The following is a 24,194-nucleotide window of genomic DNA, read 5'->3' on the forward strand; positions in this document are numbered from 1 at the left end:
GCTTACAAATGGGGACAGCCTTGTTTAATAGATCTTCGACACCCCACGACATTCTCGGTTGAAGGCTGTCCCCATAAGGCGATGGGTTGTTGCAAGGCTGCTGAAAGTTATGCAACGTCTGTTTTTTCCCATTCTTCCCAAAATTACTTCTTGAGTAGTGCCTTGAATTTCCAGATAATGCGCCGGATACGTCGATAATAGTGATAAATTGAAGGATGGCGCACGAAAAATAATACTCTTTGTAAAGCTTGCCAGACTTCGGTATTTACGAGCTTTTCTTTTACCAAATATTCTTCTAGCCAATTTAAGTAATTCGCGTAGCTAGGAGTGATGTCTGTGATATGATATTCTCCTGTTCGCTCGGCTACGTAACAGGTAGAATCAGGGTGTTGTCGATATTTATCCCAACAGCCACTCTCGATAAATACGGGGTATTTCAAGCAAATTTTTGCGAAGAAAGCTTGGTCTTCGTACATGCTGCCAAAGCTTTCTTCATGTCCACCAACAGCTTCTACGACTTCGCGTTTAATCAGAACTGCACAAGTACCGGGTGTTTCTGCTTTTGTGCGTAAAAAAAGCGGAAGCAGATTTGGTGGTTGAATCAATGTATCGGGTTTGACGCCAAGTTTGCGGTAGCGATCGCGTGTCATATCTTCTGGCTTACCAGTCCAGCTAAACCACATCTGCGTTGCTCCGTAAACCATCCCCGCTTCGGGGTATAATTGCAAAATTGCTAGCTGTTTTTCCAGCTTCGGCGCAAGCCAGATATCATCAGCGTCTAAAAAGGCGATATACTCTCCTTTAGCTTTGCTGATACCCAGGTTGCGGGAAACACTCTGTGCCAGATTTTGGTGGTTTGGATGTTCTAAATAGCGGACTTTTTCTGGATATTTCTCTGCATACTTTTGAGCGATCGCAGTGCTATTATCGGTGGAACCGTCATCTACTAACAATAGTTCCCAGTTATCATAAGTTTGGGCAAATACGCTGGCGATCGCTTCAGAGATGAACTTTTCAGCGTTTAAGAAAATCATTACACCAGAAATTAATGGCTTGCTACTCATGGCGTTTTTTTGAATAATATTTAGGAAGAAGGGGCAAGGGGGGCAAGGAGGACAAGGAGGACAAGGAGGACAAGGAGGACAAGGAGGACAAGGAGGACAAGGAGGACAAGGAGGACAAGGAGGAATTTCTTCCTCATCTCCCTTGTCTCCCTTGTCTCCCTTGTCTCCCTTGTCTCCCTTGTCTCCCCCTGTTTCATTCTCAGTCAAGGAACCATTTTGATAATTGTTTGGCGAATTCTTCTCCGTTACAATTTTCGACGGCAAAGCGGGGTAGTTGAAAGCGATCGCTATTTTTGCCGACAATGTTTGCGTTGGTAGTACAAGCGCAGGTAAATCCGGCTTGGCGAACTAAATCGCTAGTTTCGCTGTTATAGTTTCCGTGGGGATAGGCAAAACTTTCGATTGTCTGTCCGAAAATCTCTTCTAGTTGGATTTTATTTTCTTGAATTTCATGAAGCTGTTGTTCTGGGGAAATTGTGGCAAGAAATGGATGTGTGACTGTATGACCGCCAATTTCGATGATGTTTCCTGGTTGTAAACTAGATAATTCCTTCATTGTCATCATCCGGTGAGTTAAACGTAATTCTGGCTTTTTGTTTGCCCATAAAAGTAGTTGATCTAGAAGATGCGATCGCTCTTGGGCAGATAAGGGGTAAAGTAATTCATAAAGCGAGTAGTAAAGAGAATAACGTTCGTTGGCATGTAAAAGATCCAAGTTGTTTGATTTCTCGCTATCATTTGCTGTTGCGTCTAACTTCCATTCGTAGCTAGTGCCGTTAATATTTAAAGATAAGACTTCTGGTAAAGTCCCTGGTTGTAGCAATATCCTCTCCAGTTCATCCGACCAAAATTCACGCTTTTGTTGCATGTATCCTGTTGTCAAAAAGATGGTAGCGGGAATTTCATACTGTTCTAATAAAGGTTTAGCGTTATACAAATTATCGGTGTAACCATCATCAAAGGTGATGACTACTTGACGATGGGGACGCTTACCATTTTTCAAAGTTTGATTTAATTGTTGTAAGCGCACGGCACAACCGAGTTTTTGTAATACTTGCAAATGTTCGGCAAAATAAGCTGGACTAACGCACAATTTCCAAGGATCGGATTCGATTTCAGTTACGCGATGGTACATGAGAATCAATCCTGGTGGTGCGATGCGGTTTCGCACTCGTCTTGCTATTCGCTTTAATTTGCCGCTTCCAGGTATCCTCATGATATTTCCTTCGGTTTGACAGCGCGGACAGTTATTAGTAGTTCATATGGACGATCGCGGTGATCTAATTCTGATGATTGCAGTTCTTCGGCTGCTAAACCTTGCAAAAAGGCGATCGCTGCTAACACATTTCCGTAACTCTCTAGCTGAATATTTGCTTCTGGGAAGAACTCTGCAAACAGCCGTTTTCCTGATTGGCTGGTAAAATTCCAACACCAGTAATCTCCCCATTGGTCGGGAGGTGTCAGACTAATACCCGAAAATGTAGCTAGTACAACTCCACCAGGCTTGAGAATACGGTATATTGTGTTCAGTGCTGCCTTTGTATCGTAAATACATTGCAATGTTTGCGTCAGAATAAAGCAGTCAAAGATATCTGAAGGTATGTGTTCGGCGTTGGTTAAATCTCCAACGATGGTTGCTTGTGGATTACCTTCGACTATATGAAGCACATCGCTCTGAGTGACGCGATCGCCTCCAAATTGGCGCGTGTATGAATTGTCACCAATTTCTAATACACGTCCTTTGACATCAGCCGCATTTTTGGCGAGAAACTTTTCTATATAGTAACGGTCAACCGGTAAACCTCGGTCATAGCCAAATTGTCGGCTGATTGGGGTTACTCTTCGCAGACTACCAAAGTCTACTGCACCCACCGGCGGGATATATCTGTCACCTTTTAATTGTGTTCCTATCCAACGGTGAAGATAAGCTGGTAATGTGCGTTTGGCAATTGATTTTAGTGTGTCTTTCATCTATTTAGTTAAGAGTTATTTATTCTTTCTTTAAGAGTAAATAAAACTGATATTTTCAGTTTTCAACTCCACCGTATTGTAAGTGATAAAGCTGGGAAAATAACCCGTTCATTTGTAACAATTGCGGAAAATTTCCTTGTTCTACAACTCGTCCTTCTTGTAAGACAAGGATTTTATCTGCTTGTTCAATTGTGGATAAACGATGGGCGATAATAATTACTGTGCGATTTTGACCAAATGTATTAATTGCCTCTTGAATTATGTTTTCAGAAACGCTATCGAGTGCGTTAGTTGCTTCGTCGAGAATAAATATTTGCGGATCGCGGATAATAGCACGCGCTAAAGCTATGCGCTGTCTTTGTCCGCCGGAAAGACGAACGCCGCGATCGCCCAATATGGTATCATAGCCTTCGGGTAATTTATTGATAAACTCATGAGCGTTTGCTTGTTTAGCTGCGTTGATAATTTCCGCTTCTGTAGCATCTAAACGACCGTAAGCTATGTTGTCCCGCACTGTGGTATTAAAAATATAAATGTCTTGGCTGACAATCGCAATGTGATTTCGCCAAGAGGCTAAATCTAATTCTCGTAGAGGATAATCGTCAACGTAAATTTCCCCTTCTGTAACGTCATAAAAACGGCAAATTAAACCGATAAGTGTCGATTTACCTGCACCTGAAGGTCCAACTATAGCTGTAGTTTTTCCTTTGTTAATAGAAAAAGAAACGCCGTTTAGTGCAGGTTTGTCTGTGGGATTGTAGCGGAAACCGACAGATTTAAATGTGAGCGATCGCTTTAAACCATGACAATAAACATTTCCTGTACGAATAAATTGCTGTTCGGGAATTTCTAACAGAGATACGACATCTTCAACTGATGCTAATAAGCCAATTAAATTTACGCGATCGCTATCTAATTTCCTCACCGATGGCTGTAAGCGATAAAGCATAAAGATAAAGGTTAACAAAGTCGGTAGATTCGCTTTATTTTGCAAAGCGATAATCATAATACACACCAACAAAGCCACCGATAAAACTTCCGAAAGTGGTCCAGAGATGGTGTAGAGTTTCGCCAGTTTGAATGCGGCAAGACTTACCTCATTTGTTAGCTTCTCAAAACGCTTATATTCGTAAGCTTCTCGACCAAAAGCTCTTATTACCCTCATTCCATAAAAGCCTTCGATCATCCGATTCACAAGGCGATCGTTTGCCTGTACTGCTTGTCTTCCTAGCTTCTTTGTTTTACGTGTTACTTGCTGAATTATTAGTGAAATTCCTAACAAAGCAACAGCTACTAAAAAAGTCAGTTGCCAAGAAGTTAGCATTAAGAAGACAACAAAAACAAGAACTGTAGATAAATTGATGATTATATTAATTAAAATTAATATCGCATCGCAGGCACGCCAACTTTCCGTATGCAGTGTATTGACTAATTTACCTGATTGCTTAGAGTCTAAAAAACTATAGCTGACGCTTAATATCTGCTGAAAAAGTTTAGATACTAATTGAGAACCAATACGCCAATAAAGCCAAACCGAAAGAAGCGAACTGCTATAAGCAAGTAAATTTTTTAGGAGAACGCACCCGAAAATAGATAAGGGAATAATTAGCAGTCGATTACTTGGGGGAATATCGCTAAATAATCGATTTAAAATAGTTCCTAAAAATGTTCCACTTGCCGATTGAGAGTTTCCGGGTTCTAAACTTTGAAGAAATGGAATAAATAAACTAATTCCCAAACCTTCAGATAAAGAAGTTAAAATTCCTAAGATGATAATTACTGGAATTGCCCACGGATACAGGTTTAGCAGTGGAAATAGTTTTTTAATTATTCCCGTACTTTTCATTAGTTTATATTAAATGCTAGGTATATAATAGCACTTTATTTCCAAAAAAGCTTGTCTAGTTTTAATATGTTTGATAATAATTTTTAGCAATTTGAGTTAATCTTTAATAATCATATCAGCCAGTTAGTAATCCTTCCTTATCAATGTGTGCTGACAAGTGCGTAGGTCAATCCTTGTGATTGTTCGGACGATAGCATACATTGCACTTGTTTTTCTAGATTTTGCGGATACCAAATGTCATCAGCATCAATTGGGGTTCCAAAAAATCAGACAAAACGGAGACGGTTCCTTCATCCTTTGATAGTCGTGGGTGTCGAGGATCTATTAAACAAGGCTGTCCCGTAATGTCGGCGTTTTAGCGTAGGGGCAATATATTCACTTATTGTGAGTGTGCGATGACGATCGCACACTTACACAGCAGCTGCAACTCCAGCATTAGACTATTGCAATAAAGTGACACGTTTATCTTTGATCGCAATTCAGGAAGAGTGAATTATCATCAACAACTAATATCATGACAGGTTTATTACATATGATGTAGAGACGTTCCGGTGGAACGTCTCTAAACTACAGTTTTTACCGATTTAAAATGCGAGTCTTTTGTTAATATTATCTTGCCATTGCTAAACCGGCTAAATGTCCTGTAGTCCAAGCACTTTGGAAGTTAAAACCGCCGGTAACACCATCAATATCGAGGATTTCTCCAGCAAAATAAAGTCCGGGAATTATGCGGCTTTCCATTGTCTTAAAGTTGACTTCTTTTAAGTTGACACCACCACAAGTAACAAATTCTTCTTTGAAGACTCCCTTACCGTTGATTAAATATTCTCCCTGAGTCAGTTCTTGAATAAGTTTATTTAATTTTTTGTTAGATATTTCTGCCCAACGTTCTTCTGTAGTAATATCTGAACGGGCAATGATGTATTGCCACAAACGATGCGGTAAATCAACACCGCGATGTAAAGCGATCGCCTTCTTGCCCCATTCATTTTTAACTGCTAAGATTTTTTGCCGCACTTCATCTTGCTGCAAATCAGGCAACCAATTTATCATCAAAGTCGCTTGATAGTGACTTTCGCGCAGTACTCTCGCACCCCAAGCCGAAAGTTTCAACACCGCAGGTCCACTCAAACCCCAATGAGTAATTAGCAAAGGTCCTGTTTGTTCTAATTGAGATTTTCCACCGCACAATAAGCGCAAACGTGCCGATTCTACACTAACACCAGCTAATGAGCGCAATTTTTCATCACCAATATTGAAAGTAAATAAAGAAGGAACAGGTGCCTCAATTTGATGACCGAGTTCTTTAGCTATTCTATAGCCTACAGGGTTGCTTCCCGTTGCTAAGAGCAAGCGATCGCACTTTATAGTTTCTCCCGACTTGAAAATAATTTCAAAGCCTTCATTTTGTCGTTTGACACCAACAACAGGTGCAGAAGTGCGAATTTCTACCCCAGCTTCAAAAGCAGTATTCAGCAAACAATTGACAACCGTTTCCGAAGTATTCGTAATCGGAAACATCCGTCCATCAGCTTCAGTTTTCAGCGGTACTTTATGCATCGCAAACCAAGTTATCGTATCTTTGGTTTGAAAGCGAGAAAAAGCACCCCGGAGGGCTTTTCCGCCTCTGGGATAATTTTGCACTAAAACGGCTGGGTCAAAACAAGCGTGAGTGACATTACAGCGTCCCCCACCAGAAACGCGAACTTTCGCCAACACTTGCAGGCTGGCTTCAATTAAAGTAACATGGGCGTGCGGATTCGCTTCTTTCGTAGCGATCGCGCTAAAAAATCCGGCTGCCCCACCTCCAATTACAACAACTTTCAATTGCAACAGACTTAAATTCCCTAATAAAATAACAGCGTCTTAATTCTAGACTAGCTATTTTTTTATTATTCTGCGGGTTCAAATTCCTCTTTGCCTGCACCGCAAACCGGACACACCCAATCATCTGGTATGTCTTCAAAAGCTGTCCCAGGTGCTATGTCGCCATCTGGATCGCCTACTTCTGGATCGTATTCATAGCCGCAGATAGTACATATATACTTTGGCATTTTTCTATACCTCGGAAAATTGTCTGGCTTCATTCAATATTAAAAGCTGCTGGAAGACAATTTCCAGAGGTTAACTGCAATCTTTTACAATAGTTAATTAAAGAGTCTTCAAGTCACACTAATTAAACGGTTATTTTGGACTTTGACCAAACGCCGTTTTCCAGAAATCTTAAAACTGCTTGCACCTCACGCCTAGTCAACCTTTTAGAGAAATTGTGCGTTTTAGCTTAATATTGTTACTTTGTCTGGATTTTTGGGAATTATAGAAGAAAGTGTACGCGCCAATTTTCGGAAATTTAGGTACAAAACTCGTAAAAAAACAGGCAAAAATAGGAAAACAATACTGACATTCGCCAAAATAGCAGTTATGGTATTAATAACTAAAGCTTACAGCGATAAGTTGCTAAAAAAATGAGTTAAAAATATCTTTTCACTAGCAGAAAGACATAAACATTATGAGTGCATATTTATTAAATATGTATTCCAAACCAATGACATTTAATCCGAAAATTCACCAATAACATCACAGGTTTTTATTAAGGATTTTCATAACTCAAATGTATGAAAGTGGCTACTTGCATAGCCACAAATTTCTCATACCGTATTTTCCCAGGAAAAACACTATGGTTCAGGTGACAAATGGAGAGATTTATGATGAGAAAATGCTAGCATATTTAACCGAATTGCAACTTCATGTAGTTGAATTGGTAGAGTTCATAAAATACTCGCAATAACTCCAACGGCTTCAGAAGCAGGAGGAGTTATATCACCAAGTTGCTGAAGGTATGCAAAAGCTTGAATCCCATGCAGAACGCATAAATCTTTTGGCTGACAAGCTAGAGTTTGAAATTTTGCAGTTTAAGGAAATTGCACTGGAAATTAATCAGTCCTACCAAGCTATTCAGCAGCCTTTGGAGTTGAAAACACCTGGAAACGGCGAATTAAGACGGTTTCGTTGCAGACCTCTGAATATATGGGAAATCCATTATTCAAAAGTCCCCACTGTAATTAGACACAACACTGGGTTTGTCTTGACCGCAAAAACTATAGATTTATTCAAGGCACAAGGGGAACTTGAATTTCAAAAACAACTAAAAGCAGCACAAAGCCGCAGAGAAGCATTTGAGTCCTGGTTAGTACAAAAAAAATAACCAAAACTAAAGTTATGAAACGTGTATTAGTACTTTATTACACCCAATCGGGTGATGTACTTCGCGCTGCGGAGTCTTTTGTCAAATTTTTGGATACACCAGAAGTCGAACTTACTTGGGAATGTATCAAACCAAAAGCTGATTACCCTTATCCCTGGAAATTGTACAAATTTTTTGACGTTTTTCCAGAATGTATTAATGAAGAACCACCGGAAATTTATCCGCCGAAGTTTGAGTCATCTAAAAAATTTGATTTAGTCATTGTTACTTATCAAGTTTGGTTTTTGGCACCAGCTTTACCGATTCAGGGCTTTCTCAAATCCGAGTATGCAAAAGTTCTAAAAGATACGAAAGTTATCACTTTAGTGGTGTGTCGGAATATGTGGCATTCAGCCTCAGAAACTATGAAGAAAATGATTGCTGAGGTCGGAGGGATTCATATTGACAATGTTGTGGTGACTCATCAAGGTCCACCTTTGGCTACCTTTATTACTACGCCCCGGTTACTGTTAACCGGAAAAAAGGATAAATTTTTGGGAACATTGCCGCCTGCGGGGGTGAAAGATGAGGATATTCATGCACTATCAAGATTCGGTAGGCAGATAGCAAATAATCTGGCGGCATTGACTGATTCTTCTAATCAGCCATTGCTCAAAGGACTTGGTGCTGTTGAGGTCAATCGACGCTATATCATTCCAGAAATAATCGGACGATTTGTATATAATCCTTGGGCAAAAATAGCTCGTTTTTTTGGTAAACCTGGAAGCTTGCGCCGACGACCCATTATATACCTATTTGCTATTCAGCTCGTCTTAGTCATTCCCATTGTGCTTCTATTTTCCCTAGTTTTTCGAGTTCTGTTTAATCCTTTGTTGAACAAAAAAATGGAGGCTTATGTTGACGTTCTTAAATCCCCATCTGCTGCTGGATAGGAAGACGTAGTAATTCGTTTTACCTATATCCATAAATGAAGCTTAATTGCCAAATTTACTCTTTTTTTAGTTTTTTGTTTTGTCACTTTCAAGGAGGATAATATGGGTTCTGCATACATTACAGGTCTTGGTGTTTTTCTACCCAACAACCCAGTTGATAATGAAAACATCGAAAATGTTCTGGGGATGATCAACGGTAAGCCCTCCCGAACCAAGTCAAGAATCTTGAGAAACAACGGCATCAAAACTCGACACTATGCCATCGATCCAAATACAGGCAAGCAAACTCACACCAATGCTCAATTAACAGCCGAAGCAGTGCGATCGCTATGTCCGTCAAATGAAAACTTTGACGGACGACTTATTCACTCGATGTTAATAAGCGTGTTGAAAATTTTGGAAATATTTGAATCATGGAAACCTTCAAAATTCCTAAATCTAAAGAACAGGTTATTCCCCAAGCTGAAAATCTGTTCAAGTCAGTTTTACTTGTGGGGCTGCTAGTCGGTTCTTTTGCTCTGGCTTTGGTGGGTGTCACCAAAATAGATACTTATTTCTCTTCTAATTCCGAACCAATACACCTGGTAATTAAATGGGCGTTTGTTAGCGTTTTGGCAGTATTTAACTGCATTCTGCTGACGGGTATAGGAGTGATGGCACATGAGGGCATTCATGGGGTGTTATTCAAAAGCAGGTTTTGGAATGACCTGTGGGGTGGAATATTGTCTGCCTTAGTTGTCTTCCTCCCTTTTTATGCGAACCGTGAATTTCATTTGACCCACCATCGTTACACGCATCAGCCAGACTTAGATCCAGAGCAACCCTTGCATAACCACTCGTTTTGGTATGCATTTGCTATGGGAGGATTTATCGCCCTTTATCAACACTACAAAATAGTTGCAGCCAATCTATTAGGCGTGTTTTCGCTGAAGTGGAATAAGGTCTTTCGAGGTCTGAAAGATATTTGCTTTGTGGGTGTGGCTGTAGCTTTCTATTTTTATCTCCCCCCAATGCTGGGGATTTCCCTCTGGTATACAGTAGTTCCCACCTTCGTGTTAGTGCCGACGGTATATTCCTTCCGTGCGATGTGCGATCATTATGCCTTTGCACCTGCGGTTTCACCAGCCGCCAAGAAAAGCTTGGGTCGGGTAGTCAATATTGAAGATCAATCTGAGGATCTTCAAGGCGAGCAACTACAGATTGACAGCTGGTTAATCCTGACGAATCCAATGCTTACTTGGCTATGGAGCAACATTAACTATCAGCAGGTGCATCATCGGTATCCTTACTTATCTTATCGATATCTGCCGGAAATTTTTGAAGCCACAAAGCACGAGCAGCCCTATGCAGTGGTGAACGGCTACTTCCTTTTTATAACTTCCGGAATTTTCATTTCACCCATCACCGTCATACGCATTGCTCCCGTCTAGATCCTGAGGAACCTGTAAATAACCACCCCGTTTGGTTTGCTCTGATTGGGGGAGCCTTCATCGGTCTTTATATCCATTACAAAACACTTGCGGTCGATTTGTTGAGTGGGTCAAGAAAGCAGCAATATCAGGCGTTGAAAGATGTGTTTTGCTTAAGTATTGTAGGAGCTTTCTATTTTTATATTGTCCCGATCGCGGGAATTTCCATATTGTATACAGTTGTTCCGACTCTCCTGTTATTGCCATTGCTTTTTATGTTCCGTAACCTGTCGGAGCATCACGGCATTCCAGATCGGGTAAGAAAAAGCACACAACAAACAGAAAACCCAAATGTTGATAGCTGGATTATATTGACGAATCCCTTAATGACTTGGCTATGGAGCAACACCAATTATCATCAGGTACATCATCGGTATCCATATTTGTCTTACCGATATTTTCCGGAAATTTTTGAAGCCACCAAGCACGAGCAGCCCTATGCAGTGGTGAACGGCTACTTCCGTTGTACGATCAATTCGCTCAAGCGACCGTATTATGCAAGCGATGAAGACGTAAAGCCATTCTTGACGACTAAATCTGCTGTCAACTCCTAGGTTGCTTGTTTCACCTCAAGAGTAGGAACCGCCGAACCTAAGGAAGCAGCTGCCCTCTGTCTAGAGGGCAGCTGATTGATTGACATTACCAGAAGCGCCTCACGTTCGGTCAGTTTTCTAGATTATTTGCAGCTTTCAAATCAAGACTGTTAGTTTGTCACCGATTCTTTGGGAATCCTATGATTAACCTTGCTCAAGGTCTTTTGCTTGCTTTGGCAAGCAAATTTTTGGGGACAGCTATTTCGGGGGATGAGGTCAATTTTCAGATGAAATTCAATACTTTTGGCAAACGAGTAGGGTGGTGGCTCATCCTTTTAGTAGTGGCTTGTGCTTCTATAACTAGCACCGTTGTTCTCTACAGATTCCTGCCCATCCAGAATAGCGATCGCACTTCGTCACAAACCAAAGAAGCAACAGAAAGTACAATTGCTGTCAATGCCGTTGCTGCCTTGGGAGATTTGGAACCACAAGGAGAGGTTATTACCCTGTCGGCTCCCAATACTACACAAGGTTCGCGGGTTGACCAACTGCTTGTGGAACGGGGAGACAGTGTTAAGGCGGGGCAAGTAATTGCAATTCTTGACAGTCGCGATCGCCTGTCAGCTGCCCTCAAAAAAGCCCAAAAACAAGTCCTCGTTTCCCAAGCTCGTCTAGCACAGGTAAAAGCCGGAGCTAAACAGGGTGAGATTGATGCTCGCAAGGCGGACATTGGAAATATCTTGGCTGAACGGCGCGGACAAATTGCTACACAACAGGCAACGATTCAGCGCTTGGAGGCTGAATTGCAGGGCGAAAAGCAAGCTCAAGCAGCGACGATTGAGCGTCTGGAGGCTGAATTGCAAAATGCTAAAACAGATTGCGATCGCTATGAGCGGTTATACTTTGAAGGTGCAGTAACAGAAATTGAGCGCGATCGCAAGTGTCTGGAACAAAAAACCGCGACTGAGCGCGTCAATGAGGCATCAGCTACCCTAAACCGGATTGTAAACAGTCGTCGAGAGCAGATTGCCGAAGCCAAAGCGACGAAGCAGCGGACAATTGACACTCTGCAACAGCAGCTAGCTGAAGCTAAAGCTACCTTAGAGCAGACGGCGGAAGTCCGTCCAGTAGACGTGGCAATTGCTTCTTCTGAACTTGAAAATGCCAAAGCATCTGTGCAACAGGCTCAGGCAGAACTAGACCTAGCTTATGTGCGATCGCCCTCTTCTGGTCAAATTCTGAAAATTAACGCTCGTCCAGGAGAACTCGCCAGCGAAAAGGGAATTGTTGCATTAGGTCAAACCCAACAGATGTATGTGAAAGCAGAAGTCTATGAAACGGACATCGGTAAAGTCCGTGTAGGTCAACGAGCCATCATTACTAGCAATGGGTTTAGTGCGAAGCTACACGGAACTGTAGACGAGATTGGTTTGGAAATTGGCAAAAAAGATGTTCTCGGTACTGACCCGGTAGCTGATGTAGATGCCAGAGTAGTGGAAGTCAGAATTCGCCTTGACCTAGCAGACAGCAAACTGGTTGCCGGCTTAACTAACTTAAAGGTGAAATCGATAATTGATACTTCCTCTGTTCGATAAAACACTACTTTTTCTACATACATAACAATTAAATGAAAATATCCACAGCCTGGTTACAACTTAAGTATGAAAAACTCCGGTTATTAGTAGCACTAGGTGGAATTAGCTTCGCAGTAGTTTTGATATTTATGCAACTCGGCTTGCGTGCCGCTTTATTTGATAGTGCTGTCGCCCTGCATTCAAGATTGCAAGGTGACATTTTTTTGGTCAGTCCTCGGTCTACCGCTTTGATTGCTATGGATAACTTTTCGGAACGCCGCTTATATCAATCTCTAGCTTTCGAGGAGGTAAAATCTGTTGTTGGGATCTATTTAGGTTTTGCACAATGGAAAAATCCCCAGACTAGAAATTATTGGCGCAACATATATGTGATCGGTTTTGAACTTGGCGATAAAGTATTTGATTTACCAGGTGTCAAGGAAAATTTAGATAAGCTGAAAATTCCAGATGTTGTTTTATTTGATGAAGCCTCTAGAGCCGAATTTGGTCCTATTGTTTCCGAATTTCAACGCCAGGGAATAGTCATTACAGAAATCGGAGACCGAGGTCCTAGCAATCGCCGAATTAGGGTAGAAGGATTATTTAAGTTAGGAACTTCCTTTGGAGCCGATGGCAATTTACTGACCAGCGATTTGAATTTTCTGCGGATTTTTCCCCAACGTTCCAAAGGATATATTAATCTAGGAATAATTAAATTAAAACCCGGTTATGATGTTATTAAAATCTGCGATAAATTAAAAACATATTATCCTCCAGATATCAAAGTTTTATCTAAACAAGAATTGATGGAACAGGAAAAGAAATATTGGGATAGTAGTACTCCGATTGGGTTTGTTTTTGGTTTTGGTGTAGTTTTGGGAATAATAGTCGGGATTATTATTGTCTATCAAATCCTATACAGCAACTTATCCGAGCATTTGGGTGAGTACGCAACTCTCAAAGCCATAGGATATAAACATTCTTACTTACTGTCTGTGGTTTTTCAAGAGTCGCTAATTTTAGCAATTTTCGGTTACATTCCTGGCTTTGTTATCGCTTCGGGAATGTATAACTTAGCTAGAAATGCCACACTTCTACCAGTTGCAATGGAACTAACTAGAGCCTTGTTTGTATTGGTATTGACGTTTTTAATGTGTTTTAGTTCTGGGGCTATTGCTGTACGGAAACTCCAAGAGGCAGACCCGGCTGATATTTTTTAGCGTATTCTTAGATATTGAGATTTATGCCACCCATTGTTATTCGCAATCTTAACCATTACTTTGGCAAAGGCTCACTACGCAAACAGGTTTTATTTGACATTAACCTAGAAATTAAAGCTGGTGAAATTATCATTATGACGGGGCAATCGGGGTCAGGAAAAACGACTTTATTATCGTTAATAGGAGCTTTACGCTCTGTTCAAAAGGGAAGTTTGAGAGTTTTAGAGCAAGAACTTCTGGGAGCGAATGAAGACCAAATGGTGTGGGTACGTCGGCGAATTGGCTATATTTTTCAAGCTCACAATTTGTTGCAGTTCATGACTGCCCGACAGAACGTACAAATGTCAGTTGAACTGCATGAAAATATTTCTGCCCGTGAAGCTCGTACCAAGGCTGAAGCAATACTCAAGGCAGTTGGTTTGGGGGAGCGAGTTAACTATTACCCTCATAATCTCTCAGGCGGACAAAAGCAGCGAGTAGCGATCGCCCGTGCTTTGGTGAGTCGTCCCCAATTGGTTTTAGCAGACGAACCGACTGCGGCATTAGACAGCAAAACTGGTCGAGAAGTTGTAGACCTAATGCAGCATTTGGCTAGAGAACAAGGTTGCACCATCATGCTTGTAACTCACGACAATCGGATTTTGGATATTGCTGACCGCATCCTTCATATGGAAGATGGTCGGCTGGTAAAAGAAACGGTGGCAGATCGTCTCGCTTCTACCAACTAAAACCAATCTCAAACACTAAGCTTTTAATCGAGGAAAAATTGTGCAAAATAAATTATTTCCAACTTGGGCAAAGGCAATTACCCAACCAGCGACTGAATTTGGTTTAACACCCCTGCCTGTTATTACTGGTGCCATTCCCACAGGGTTACGGGGTTCTTTATATTACAACGGTCCGGCACGGCTAGAGCGCGGCGGAAGACGAGCGGGACATTGGTTTGATGGGGATGGGGCAGTTCTGGCGGTTCATTTCACCGATACAGGTGCTACTGGGGTTTATCGTTACGTACAAACAGCGGGATACCAAGCCGAAGAAAAAGCTGGAAAGTTTTTGTTCGAGACTTATGGGATGACGCCACGAGTACCGATTTGGAAACAGTTGGGTGCGCGACCAAAGAATTGTGCAAACATTTCCGTGATGGCATTGCCTGATAAGCTGTTGGCGCTCTGGGAGGGGGGTCTACCCCATGCGCTTGACTTGGTTAACCTAGAGACTTTTGGACTCGATAATTTAGGAGGGCTAGCTGATAGCGGAGCTTATGCGGCTCATCCGAAGCTTGACCCACAAACACAAGCGATTTACAACTTTGGGGTAACTTATGGGGTAAAAGCAGTGTTGCATATTTACCAGTGCGATCGCGCCGGTCAGATTCAACAACAAGCTGAAATAGAACTTGATGGTCTGCCCTTGATACATGATTTTGTGCTGGCTGGTAATTATCTGGTGTTTTTCATTCCTCCGGTGCGGCTAAATCCAGTGCCATACCTAGCAAGGATGGCTTGCTTCGGTGATTCCTTGCAATGGCAGAAAGAACAGGGAACACAGATTATAGTGATTGATAAAACTACGCTCAAAGTAGTCAGTCGTAGCACAGAGTCGCCTTGGTTCCAGTGGCATTTTGCCAATGGTTATACCGATGCTAGTGGCTGTGCCGTAGTACACCTCGTTCGCTATGAAGATTTTCAGAGTAATCAGTTCAACAAAGAGGTGGCGACAGGTCAAACACGTACAATTGCCAAGGGAACGCTTTTTTCGATACGTCTAGACCCGCAATCGGGCAAGGCGATCGAAATGCGTCAACTGCTCGATCGCAGCTGCGCTTTTCCCAGCGTACCTCCAGATCGGGTGGGGCAAGAATCGCGCTTCACTTACTTATTAATGCATCGGTTCGGGGTTGATATCGGTCAGGAATTGTATGGTGCGATCGCCCGTTTCGACCATCAAACCAAAACCCTCACCGAAGCAGACTTCGGTGACAACCGTTATCCAATGAAAGCTATCTATGCTGTTGATGCTGAAAATCCTGAAAAAGGTTGGGTTTTAACTGTAGTATTTGACGGCAATTCTTGCAGTAGCGAAGTCTGGATATTTGAGCAAGAGCATCTTGATGCTGAACCAGTTTGCAGGCTGGCATTACCCAGTGTAGTTTCTTTTGGGTTTGGCGGAACCTGGAAATCCGCTTCAGTGGCAAACACTTTTTGAGGACATAAAGATGCAGAAGAAGTGCGATCTGTTGGGTGCGATCGCCTTTCTTTCTTTAGATATAATCCTACAGTCTACCTATAAGCAAGATCCAAAAGCCAGCCCCTGATATTAAAACCGCCACCAAGTTTTTTGCATGTAACTGAGAATCGCAAAAGCGAATGCCGCCAAAAATAACAGCCAAATCACACCCCCCGGCATAAAACCAAGAATTCCAAAGCCTCTAAGTACCCAAACGGCGATCGCAATTCCAAAAAGGAAGCCGCAAGTTTGGGTTAATAGACGATTTAATTTATTAGAAGATTGACTCACGGAAAAAGCCCTCAGAACGCAACAGCTTATCAAAGCATAACGAAAAGGCAAAAACTTCATAATTTTACGTCATAGACGAGTAGTGTTAAAGGCTGTACTTTAAAGCTAGTTCAGTATTTTCCCATGAAGGGGGAAATTCATCATAAAATTACATACTTTTCCGTAAATCTTGGGAATAATAACCTTAGAAGGAGTTTTTCCGGAAAATTTATTTATGGAAGTGGAACTACAATTAGTCGGTTGTCATCGATGAAGTTAAAGACTTTACCTTCGGGTTCGCCAGTCGCTACAACGGGGGAAACCCCAACGCCAGGTGCCTCAACGGAGGGAACCTCCGCACGGCACTGGCGCAGCAACGCGCTGGCTCACATTTTAACTGCGTAAATGGGTTTGAGGAGTAACCAAAATCAATATGTCTGCGTCTTATATCCCAAATATTACTAAAGGTTCTGATATGACTTGGAGTCAAGACAAGCAAAAGTTACTGATGCAGGGTGAGATTTTGGTAGAAACGCGATCGCACAATGCTTGGGGTGGTGCTGTCACCGCTTGGATGTATGTGCCTTTAGTGCGATCGCATGTCTGGCAGCAATTAACAGATTACCCGCGTTGGGTGCAATATTTTCCTGATATAACAAAGAGCGAGATTATACAACGAGGTGAAGTAAAACGTCTGTATCAAGCCGCACAAAAAGCATTTTTCTTTTTTACGGCACAAGTTGAAATCTACCTGAACGTTGCCGAAGAAATTGGGCAGCGAATTCAATTTAGGATGGAAAAAGGAACTTTTGAAGACTTTACAGCTAATTTAGAGCTAAAAGATTGCGGTAACGGCACATTGCTAGCTTATAGCGTGCAAGCTACGCCTAATATTCCCATACCATCGATGTTTATTCAACAAGCAATGAATTTAGAATTGCCCGCCAATATGCGTAAAATGCGACAAGTGCTTATGTTAGGTCAGTAATACCAATGTCACAGGCAAAACCTATTTTAGAATTTTGGTTTGGTCATCCCGATGAACTCAGTTACGGTAAACCTCGAAAAACTTGGTTTAATAAAACACCAGAGTTTGATGAGGAACTGCGAACTCGATTTGGCACAGATTACCAAAAAGCGGCAGCGGGACACCTAGACGATTGGATCGATTTACCGGAAACTTGTCTAGCGCTGATTTTGTTGTTAGATCAGTTTCCCCGATGTATATTTCGCGGTACTCCTGAAGCCTTCGCGACTGATTGGGAAGCACTTTCAGCAGCGCAGCAGGCGATCGCGCTCTTGTACGATCGCCACTTTTTGCCTGTACAACGCTGGTTTATCTACTTACCCTTTGAACACAGCGAAAATCTAGATCATCAGCATCAGAGTGTAAAGCTATTTCAGCAACTCAGCCACGATCCTGACAGCGCTGAAGCAATTGAATATGCATATCATCACCTAGAAATAATTGAGCGTTTTGGGCGATTTCCTCATCGCAATGCAATTTTAGGGCGCACTTCTACCCTAGAGGAAATAGAATTTTTACAGCAACCAGCTTCAGGTTTTTAGAGGATGTAAACATCAAAATCGGAACCTAACCCCCCCTACCCCCCTTCCCTTGTAGGGAAGGGGGGAATTTCAAAGCCTCTCCCCCCGTGGGGGAGCGGAAAGTTTGAGCGGAGGTTTCCGAGAAGTTTGAGCGGAGGTTTCCTCCGATCAAAGCTTCGGTGTCCGATCAAAGCGCATCCTCGACAGAGGTTTGGAGAGGGGTTTTTCAGTATAGTTTAGGACTTTCCTTAGCATATTTTTAAGTAAAATTACTAAAAAAACGCTTTCCCTAGTGGAGAAAGCGTCTTTGATTGTAGTCATATCAAAACGTTTATTCTAAATTTATTCAGTTAAAAGATATAAAAATGCCAATTAATTCAAGACATATGCTCGTATTTGGATAAATTCAGCGATTGAGCAGAAAAACTTGGCTCATTTCCAAACCATACTTGATCTAAATCATTTTCACTAAAGCTGTAGCCCAGATTAGCCGCAAAATCAACAATCTTGCTTTTATCCCAATGATAGCTGCCTAAAAACCCCAGACGACAGCACTTATTGTAATATTGCTCGTAAATAGCTTGATCTGAACTCACAAGGTCATAAAAAGCATCAACCTGTTCTAAAGACATAAAATTTATCCTCCAATGATTGTTACTTGTGCATTCATTAAAAACTACATTACTTAACTAGATAATTCCGGGTTGAATAATCGACTTAAGTACTCAAGTGTAAATAAACGCGATCTAACGTAGGAAGCACTGAAGTGCTTAAAAGTCAATGCAATTGAGCGGTAAACCGCTCACTACGAGCAATAATTACATTTTATCTTTAATTACGCCCACTTACTTACTGACATATATGAAGTATTTTTTGATGAATAATTTTTTAATATAAGCAATTTATAAGCGCTTGACCATTAACATACAGGGATTAGCTTCCCCCCAAAGTTGTGTAAATACTTCTAAAGGTCTAAATCCCATACTGAAATAAAAAGCTCTTGTTTGTGCATAAAATATATCTGGGTGAGAAGAAGCAAGAGTCTTAACCTGCCAATATTCTATACTCTGCTGACGTATAATCGACTCTACACGCCTCACTAACGCACGACCAATACCTTGACGGTGATATTCGGGACGAACACCCATAACATACAGTTCCGCTGCGTATTCATTATGCAGCTTTAAGGTAAGAAAACCTACACAGTTATTATCTACTACAGCAAGTAAACTTGGTAGCATTTCTATGTCTTTCAGGTATTGAATTAGTGCTGTCTCTTTCCCAAACCATTCGGGTAAAGTTCTAAGTATTGATTCACAAACCTCAGCTTTGCCGTAAAACGGACCTGCCAGTTCTATATTACTTAGTTTCATGTCCGATAAAAATACCGTAACGGTCGTAGAGACGTTCCAGCGGAACGTCTCTACAATGTTTTTGTGCGAAATTATTTAATTCCTCAATTAGCTGGTAAATACCTCAGCCGGCAAGCGATTGAAAGACAAACGCTCATTTTGCACATCCACAAAAATTGTATCGCCATTATTGAATTCACCGCGCAAGATAGCTTTGGCAATTTGAGTTTCTAACTCCCGCTGAATTGCTCTCTTTAAAGGACGTGCGCCAAATACAGGGTCATATCCTACTTCTGCCAAAAAGTCAAGAGCAGAATCGGAGAGTTTGAGAGAAATCTTGCGATCGCTCAATCTTTGTCGCAGTCTTTCTACTTGCAACTGCACAATATGCCGCAATTCTTGTTTGTGCAATGGATGGAAGATAATCGTTTCGTCAATGCGGTTGAGAAACTCTGGACGGAAGCTATTCCGCATCGCTTCCATCACGCGATGACGCATTTCATCATAACGTGAATCATCCCCCGCCACATCGAGAATGTACTGCGAACCGATGTTGCTGGTCATAATGATGATCGTGTTCTTAAAGTCAACTGTATGACCTTGAGCATCAGTTACACGCCCATCATCAAGAATTTGCAGGAAGATATTAAATACATCGGGGTGTGCTTTTTCGATTTCGTCGAATAGCAGCACCGCATAAGGACGACGGCGAATTGCTTCGGTGAGTTGTCCGCCTTCGTCGTATCCCACGTATCCGGGAGGCGCACCGATGAGGCGAGAAACTGCGTGTTTCTCCATATATTCAGACATATCAATTCGTACCAGCGCTTCTTCCGTGTCGAAGAGATATGCTGCTAGCGCTTTCGCTAATTCGGTTTTACCCACACCCGTAGGACCGAGGAAAATAAAGCTAGCGATCGGACGATTGGGATCTGCAAGTCCAGCACGCGATCGCTGAATTGCATCCGCTACAGCTGTTACTGCTTCATCTTGTCCGACGACACGGTGGTGCAGTTCATCTTCTAATTGCAGCAGTTTTTCTTTTTCAGATTCCACCAGCTTGCTGATGGGAATTCCCGTCCACTTAGAAATAACTTCCGCAATATCAGCTTCGGTTACTTCTTCTCGCAACAGTGATTTTCCACTGTGTTGCGTTTGGGCAAGTTCAGTTTCTGCCGCTTCTAATTGACGATGTAAATCTGTTAATTTGCCATATTTCAACTCAGCAGCGCGGTTAAGATCGTAGTCGCGTTCTGCTTGTTGAATTTCCAGATTTACCCGTTCAATATCTTGTTTAACAGACTGAATTTTGGTGATAATATCTTTTTCAGACTGCCATTGAGTATTGAACGTTCTTTGTTCTTCTTTAAAATCCGCAAGTTCTTTTTCTAGTCTTTCTAAACGTTCGCGAGAACCTGCATCGCTTTCTTTTTGGAGAGAAAGCCTTTCCATTTCTAATTGGAGAATTTTGCGGTCGATTTCGTCGAGTTCTTCAGGTTTGGAGGTAATCTCCATTTTCAGTCTCGCTGCTGCTTCGTCTACCAAGTCGATCGCTTTATCGGGAAGAAAGCGATCGCTAATATATCGACTCGACAATATAGCAGCTGCAACTAAAGCACTATCAGAAATCTTTACCCCGTGGTGGTTTTCATAACGTTCTCTCAACCCCCGCAAAATCGAAATAGTATCGGATACAGTTGGCTGATCGACATAAACCTGCTGGAAGCGTCTTTCCAAAGCGGCATCTTTTTCGATATACTTGCGGTATTCGTCTAAAGTTGTCGCCCCAATACAGCGCAATTCACCCCGCGCTAACATCGGTTTTAACAAGTTACCTGCGTCCATCGCACCTTGAGTCGCACCGGCACCGACTACGGTGTGAATTTCATCGATAAATAATACAATATTGCCGCCAGATTCGGTAACTTCTTTTAATACTGCTTTGAGACGTTCTTCAAATTCACCTCGGAATTTTGCCCCGGCAATCAAAGCACCCATATCTAAAGCTATCAGCCTGCGGTCTTTCAGAGACTGAGGCACATCACCTGCTACGATGCGCTGTGCTAGTCCTTCAGCGATCGCAGTTTTACCAACACCCGGTTCCCCAATCAAAACGGGGTTATTTTTAGTACGACGCGAGAGAATTTGAATGGTGCGGCGAATTTCATCATCGCGTCCAATCACTGGATCAAGTTTACCTTGACGGGCAGCTTCGGTGAGGTCACGCCCATATTTTTCCAGTGCTTCATATTTGCCTTCTGGATTTTGGTCGGTCACTTTCTGGTTCCCACGAATTTGTTTAATGATATTCTTTAATTTGCCTTCGTCTAATCCAAATTCTTGAAATAGACTTTTGCCAAAGCGGTCATCCTTGGCGTAGGCAAGCAATAAATGTTCAATAGAGATGTATTCGTCTTGAAATTCTTTGCGATAGCCATCAGCGCGATCTAACAGAGTATCCAAGCTGCGTCCTAAGTAGACGGAACTGCTGCTACCGGATACTTTCGGCTGACGTTGAATGAATTGTTCAGTGCGATCGCGTAATTTTTGCAGATTTACACCAGCTTTGGTAAAAACACCGCTAGCGAGTCCTTCTTGTTCTAGCAGCGCTTTCATCAGGTGTTCGCTTTCGATCTGCTGTAGTTGATATTGTTTGGCAATATCTGGAGTGTGGGCGATCGCTTCCCAGGCTTTTTCGGTAAATTGGTTCGGGTTAGTGGGTTGCATAGGCTTTTGACTCAACTAACTAATGAAGGCGTTTAAACAGCGCCTAGAGAAAAACAATAAAATTTTTTCTGATAAAGTGATTGTAAAAAGACGCGGACAACTACGAAGATCGGTCTTCACGTCATTCTCAAGTAGGATTACCGTCCGCGAAAAACCTCACCTTCAACCCGAAAGCACTACAGGCGGTATTTGCTTTTACAATTGTCAACAGCAGAGTATATGCGTGAAGAGTATTTTTATACCTCTTACTGAAATATATAATCGGACTTACGCAAAAACTCTCCTAAACTCTTATTTCTCTGTGTCCTCTGCGTCCTCTGCGGTTAGTTTTTTGATGACGAGTGCGTAAGTCCTAGTATATTCTGGCTGGAGAAACTATCGAAATTATTATCAACCGTGAGGGAATCTGGGAGTTTATAAATGAAGCCGGATTTTGATAAAATGCCTAGAGCCGAACTGAGAGCTTATGTACTGGCACATCGAGAAGATATTGAAGCATTGCGTATTTTAATGAGTCGTCGTAATCCCAACGCTAAACAGTATAAGTTTCCCGATACTGAAGAAGGTTGGCAACAAATGGAAGAGGTATTCCGGCGCAAAATTGAAGGTGAAGAGTAAAAAGCTTTACACTGAACGTTTTATCTAATTTATATCACAGGATAAATAAGCTGATGAATACCGAACAACTGTTACTTAATAAATGGCGAGATTTAACCGCCGATAAACAGCAAGAAGTTTTAGATTTTGTCGATTTTATCTTGCACAAATCTACCCCAGAAAAACACGTACCCCTAAATTCTCTGACGACGGCAGAACGGGTTAAACAATGGATAGATTGGGCAGAAAGCCATGAAAAAGATAGCCCAGGACTTCCAGATGATGCCCTACGCCGTGACAGCATTTATGAGGATTGATGGCTAGATATCTTCTTGATACCAATATTCTTTTAAGGTCTAGTGACCCCAATTAACCTTACTCGAATATATAAAGAAACTAGAGAAACTGTGGCAGAGCAATTTTTTTGCCTTTATCTTGATAGTGAGGTTGAACTAACCCAAGAACGCGAAAGACATATTCTTCAAAGGCATCCCGATTTACCAACAACCTACCTTGACTTAATTGCTGACACCTTGAGCGATCCTGATGAAGTTCGGTGTGATGTACGTTTTGAGAATACCCTTTTATTTTCCCGATGGTTTCCAATTCTTCGCAAAGGCTCTTTTGCAGTAGTAGCCGTAGTTACCGATACATTTCCCCAAGAACGCCATTGGATTGTTACAGCTTATATTTCTAAAAAAATTACTCAAGGAGAAACTATATGGACGCGAAATTAGGATTTGAATACGATCGCGAAGGTGATATTCTCTATATCAACAAACGCCAACCATACGCAGAACAAGAATCAGAAGAAATTGACTATGGTGTAATTGCTCGGCTCAACCCAGATACTGGCGAAATTGAAAACTTGGAAATTCTATTTTTCTCCAAAAGGCTGTCAGAGAAAACTTTATTCGAGTTGCCTATTATAGCAGATTTTCGCCTTGCTACAACGGCGTAATTCACAAGCAGCATATAAAAGTCCAGTGTCGGCGTTTTCTGGCTCTCAAGGTGTATTTGACGGTAATTTCTGCGATGCTTGTTCGGCTAGAATTTTATCGTGATTTACTGAGGTATCTTGAAAACCACTTCCCTTTGGTGCAGGAGTCAGGTGTAAACTTTGTCGTTGCGGGGGTAAATAGCCACGTTGGGTTAAAAATTCTTTGAGCGCAGTTTCTACAATCGCATTAGCAGGTAAGGAAACTTCGCGATCGCGTATATAAGAATTCAGAGCATCACTTAGCTCATCTGGTAGTGTAATGTTTATAGATTCCATAAGCTACTGACACTAAGTTGCAATCAATGGTAGAACCCGTCCGAAGCGAACCAAACGAAGCAATATCATTGATTATAAGCTACGCAATGTTAATGCAGGGCGATGCAATGCCAATGCAGAGCGATGCAATGCCAATGCAGGGCGATGCAATGCCAATGCAGAGCGATGCAATGCCAATGCAGAGCGGTGTTATGTTAATGCAGGGCGATGCAATGCCAATGCAGAGCGATGCAATGCCAATGCAGAGCGGTGTTATGTTAATGCATCCCCATACATTTAAAAACGCTACATTTTTAGAGCCACGCAGGGTGATGCGAGTTCAGCCCTATTTCCCCACCTCCCCATCTAAAATCGGGCTGCCTTAACACGCCCGCGTATTAG

At 41.9% G+C, this 24,194-nt stretch carries 26 protein-coding genes and 1 pseudogene; 16 read left to right on the forward strand and 11 right to left on the reverse strand.

All coding sequences use genetic code 11. The features are described 5' to 3' along the window. Nucleotides 1-143: 143 nt before the first annotated feature. The 6 genes from PI95_RS18880 to rd all read right to left on the reverse strand — a co-directional run bounded on the left by PI95_RS18880 (nt 144) and on the right by rd (nt 6,935). Nucleotides 144-1,271: a glycosyltransferase family 2 protein gene (locus PI95_RS18880; protein WP_201280512.1), complete on the reverse strand. Its 1,128-nt coding sequence runs from the start codon at nt 1,269-1,271 to the stop codon at nt 144-146. Beyond that, a complete protein-coding gene (locus PI95_RS18885; protein ID WP_039754515.1) occupies nt 1,264-2,280 on the reverse strand; it encodes a polysaccharide deacetylase family protein in 1,017 nt (338 codons plus the stop codon). Before PI95_RS18885 ends, PI95_RS18880 begins: the two co-directional genes overlap by 8 nt. Beyond that, nucleotides 2,277-3,035 carry a methyltransferase domain-containing protein gene (locus tag PI95_RS18890; protein WP_039754516.1) on the reverse strand — a complete coding sequence of 253 codons (759 nt, stop codon included), beginning with the start codon at nt 3,033-3,035 and terminating at the stop codon, nt 2,277-2,279. The genes PI95_RS18885 and PI95_RS18890 overlap by 4 nt, the downstream gene beginning before the upstream one ends. Nucleotides 3,036-3,090: 55 nt before the next feature. After that, entirely contained in the window at nt 3,091-4,881 is a 1,791-nt protein-coding gene (locus PI95_RS18895; protein ID WP_039754517.1) for an ABC transporter ATP-binding protein, read from the reverse strand. 609 nt (nt 4,882-5,490) lie between these two features. Then, complete coding sequence (locus PI95_RS18900; RefSeq protein ID WP_039754520.1) at nt 5,491-6,717, reverse strand: BaiN/RdsA family NAD(P)/FAD-dependent oxidoreductase; 1,227 nt, start codon at nt 6,715-6,717, stop codon at nt 5,491-5,493. 56 nt (nt 6,718-6,773) lie between these two features. Continuing rightward, nucleotides 6,774-6,935 carry a rubredoxin gene (rd, locus tag PI95_RS18905; protein WP_063842469.1) on the reverse strand — a complete coding sequence of 54 codons (162 nt, stop codon included), beginning with the start codon at nt 6,933-6,935 and terminating at the stop codon, nt 6,774-6,776. Nucleotides 6,936-7,720: 785 nt separating this feature from the next. Between rd and PI95_RS18910 the strand changes: the two genes are divergently transcribed. From PI95_RS18910 to PI95_RS18950, 9 genes and pseudogenes are all read left to right on the forward strand, one after another. Beyond that, entirely contained in the window at nt 7,721-8,086 is a 366-nt protein-coding gene (locus PI95_RS18910) for a hypothetical protein (RefSeq protein ID WP_039754521.1), read from the forward strand. A gap of 14 nt (nt 8,087-8,100) precedes the next feature. After that, nucleotides 8,101-9,018, forward strand: a complete 918-nt coding sequence (locus PI95_RS18915; RefSeq protein ID WP_039754523.1) for a hypothetical protein — start codon at nt 8,101-8,103, stop codon at nt 9,016-9,018. Nucleotides 9,019-9,120: 102 nt separating this feature from the next. Continuing rightward, nucleotides 9,121-9,522 carry a hypothetical protein gene (locus tag PI95_RS36040; RefSeq protein WP_236117109.1) on the forward strand — a complete coding sequence of 134 codons (402 nt, stop codon included), beginning with the start codon at nt 9,121-9,123 and terminating at the stop codon, nt 9,520-9,522. Beyond that, entirely contained in the window at nt 9,432-10,448 is a 1,017-nt protein-coding gene (locus tag PI95_RS18925) for a fatty acid desaturase family protein (RefSeq protein WP_052325892.1), read from the forward strand. The genes PI95_RS36040 and PI95_RS18925 overlap by 91 nt, the downstream gene beginning before the upstream one ends. Continuing rightward, nucleotides 10,442-11,041: pseudogene (locus tag PI95_RS18930) on the forward strand (fatty acid desaturase); the annotation flags it as partial. The gene PI95_RS18925 and the pseudogene PI95_RS18930, both read left to right, overlap by 7 nt. A gap of 179 nt (nt 11,042-11,220) precedes the next feature. After that, complete coding sequence (locus PI95_RS18935) at nt 11,221-12,615, forward strand: ABC exporter membrane fusion protein (RefSeq protein ID WP_236117110.1); 1,395 nt, start codon at nt 11,221-11,223, stop codon at nt 12,613-12,615. 32 nt (nt 12,616-12,647) lie between these two features. Beyond that, nucleotides 12,648-13,814 (forward strand): ABC transporter permease DevC, encoded by a 1,167-nt coding sequence (gene devC / locus PI95_RS18940; RefSeq protein WP_039754526.1) that lies wholly within the window; start codon nt 12,648-12,650, stop codon nt 13,812-13,814. 23 nt (nt 13,815-13,837) lie between these two features. Next, nucleotides 13,838-14,542, forward strand: a complete 705-nt coding sequence (locus PI95_RS18945; protein ID WP_039754527.1) for a DevA family ABC transporter ATP-binding protein — start codon at nt 13,838-13,840, stop codon at nt 14,540-14,542. Between the two features lie 40 nt (nt 14,543-14,582). After that, entirely contained in the window at nt 14,583-16,022 is a 1,440-nt protein-coding gene (locus PI95_RS18950) for a carotenoid oxygenase family protein (RefSeq protein ID WP_336507255.1), read from the forward strand. Nucleotides 16,023-16,133: 111 nt separating this feature from the next. On the opposite strand, the gene PI95_RS18955 is transcribed toward PI95_RS18950, so the two are convergent. Continuing rightward, nucleotides 16,134-16,334, reverse strand: a complete 201-nt coding sequence (locus PI95_RS18955; RefSeq protein WP_039754957.1) for a hypothetical protein — start codon at nt 16,332-16,334, stop codon at nt 16,134-16,136. Nucleotides 16,335-16,746: 412 nt separating this feature from the next. On the opposite strand from PI95_RS18955, the gene PI95_RS18960 reads away from it, so the two are divergent. Both PI95_RS18960 and PI95_RS18965 read left to right on the forward strand, forming a co-directional pair. Then, nucleotides 16,747-17,301, forward strand: coding sequence for an SRPBCC family protein (locus tag PI95_RS18960; protein WP_039754530.1), 555 nt, complete (start codon nt 16,747-16,749; stop codon nt 17,299-17,301). Between the two features lie 5 nt (nt 17,302-17,306). After that, nucleotides 17,307-17,882, forward strand: a complete 576-nt coding sequence (locus PI95_RS18965; RefSeq protein ID WP_039754531.1) for a DUF924 family protein — start codon at nt 17,307-17,309, stop codon at nt 17,880-17,882. Between the two features lie 356 nt (nt 17,883-18,238). Here PI95_RS18965 and PI95_RS18970 read toward each other — a convergent pair whose 3' ends face one another. From PI95_RS18970 to clpB, 3 genes are all read right to left on the reverse strand, one after another. After that, complete coding sequence (locus tag PI95_RS18970; protein WP_039754532.1) at nt 18,239-18,493, reverse strand: Nif11-like leader peptide family natural product precursor; 255 nt, start codon at nt 18,491-18,493, stop codon at nt 18,239-18,241. A 270-nt stretch (nt 18,494-18,763) separates the two neighbouring features. After that, nucleotides 18,764-19,234: a GNAT family N-acetyltransferase gene (locus PI95_RS18975; RefSeq protein WP_039754533.1), complete on the reverse strand. Its 471-nt coding sequence runs from the start codon at nt 19,232-19,234 to the stop codon at nt 18,764-18,766. Nucleotides 19,235-19,321: 87 nt separating this feature from the next. Further along, nucleotides 19,322-21,940: an ATP-dependent chaperone ClpB gene (gene clpB / locus PI95_RS18980; RefSeq protein WP_039754535.1), complete on the reverse strand. Its 2,619-nt coding sequence runs from the start codon at nt 21,938-21,940 to the stop codon at nt 19,322-19,324. A 420-nt stretch (nt 21,941-22,360) separates the two neighbouring features. On the opposite strand from clpB, the gene PI95_RS18985 reads away from it, so the two are divergent. The 4 genes from PI95_RS18985 (at nt 22,361) to PI95_RS19000 (ending at nt 23,498) form a co-directional block, all read left to right on the forward strand. After that, the gene (locus tag PI95_RS18985; RefSeq protein WP_039754536.1) at nt 22,361-22,558 is read left to right on the forward strand and encodes a DUF6887 family protein; all 198 of its coding nucleotides are present in this window, start codon (nt 22,361-22,363) and stop codon (nt 22,556-22,558) included. A gap of 53 nt (nt 22,559-22,611) precedes the next feature. Beyond that, nucleotides 22,612-22,854: a hypothetical protein gene (locus PI95_RS18990; RefSeq protein ID WP_039754538.1), complete on the forward strand. Its 243-nt coding sequence runs from the start codon at nt 22,612-22,614 to the stop codon at nt 22,852-22,854. Between the two features lie 90 nt (nt 22,855-22,944). Continuing rightward, entirely contained in the window at nt 22,945-23,274 is a 330-nt protein-coding gene (locus PI95_RS18995; protein ID WP_039754539.1) for a hypothetical protein, read from the forward strand. After that, nucleotides 23,259-23,498 (forward strand): DUF2283 domain-containing protein, encoded by a 240-nt coding sequence (locus PI95_RS19000; RefSeq protein WP_039754540.1) that lies wholly within the window; start codon nt 23,259-23,261, stop codon nt 23,496-23,498. Before PI95_RS18995 ends, PI95_RS19000 begins: the two co-directional genes overlap by 16 nt. Before the next feature lie 45 nt (nt 23,499-23,543). Here PI95_RS19000 and PI95_RS19005 read toward each other — a convergent pair whose 3' ends face one another. Then, nucleotides 23,544-23,813, reverse strand: coding sequence for a ribbon-helix-helix domain-containing protein (locus PI95_RS19005; RefSeq protein WP_039754541.1), 270 nt, complete (start codon nt 23,811-23,813; stop codon nt 23,544-23,546). Nucleotides 23,814-23,839: 26 nt separating this feature from the next. Here PI95_RS19005 and PI95_RS19010 point away from each other — a divergent pair, with 26 nt between their 5' ends. Then, a complete protein-coding gene (locus PI95_RS19010) occupies nt 23,840-24,178 on the forward strand; it encodes a hypothetical protein (RefSeq protein WP_039754542.1) in 339 nt (112 codons plus the stop codon). Nucleotides 24,179-24,194 lie beyond the last annotated feature (16 nt).

Origin of the sequence: Hassallia byssoidea VB512170 (assembly GCF_000817785.2) — a bacterium.
Taxonomy (GTDB): Bacteria; Cyanobacteriota; Cyanobacteriia; order Cyanobacteriales; family Nostocaceae; genus Hassallia; species Hassallia carrinoi.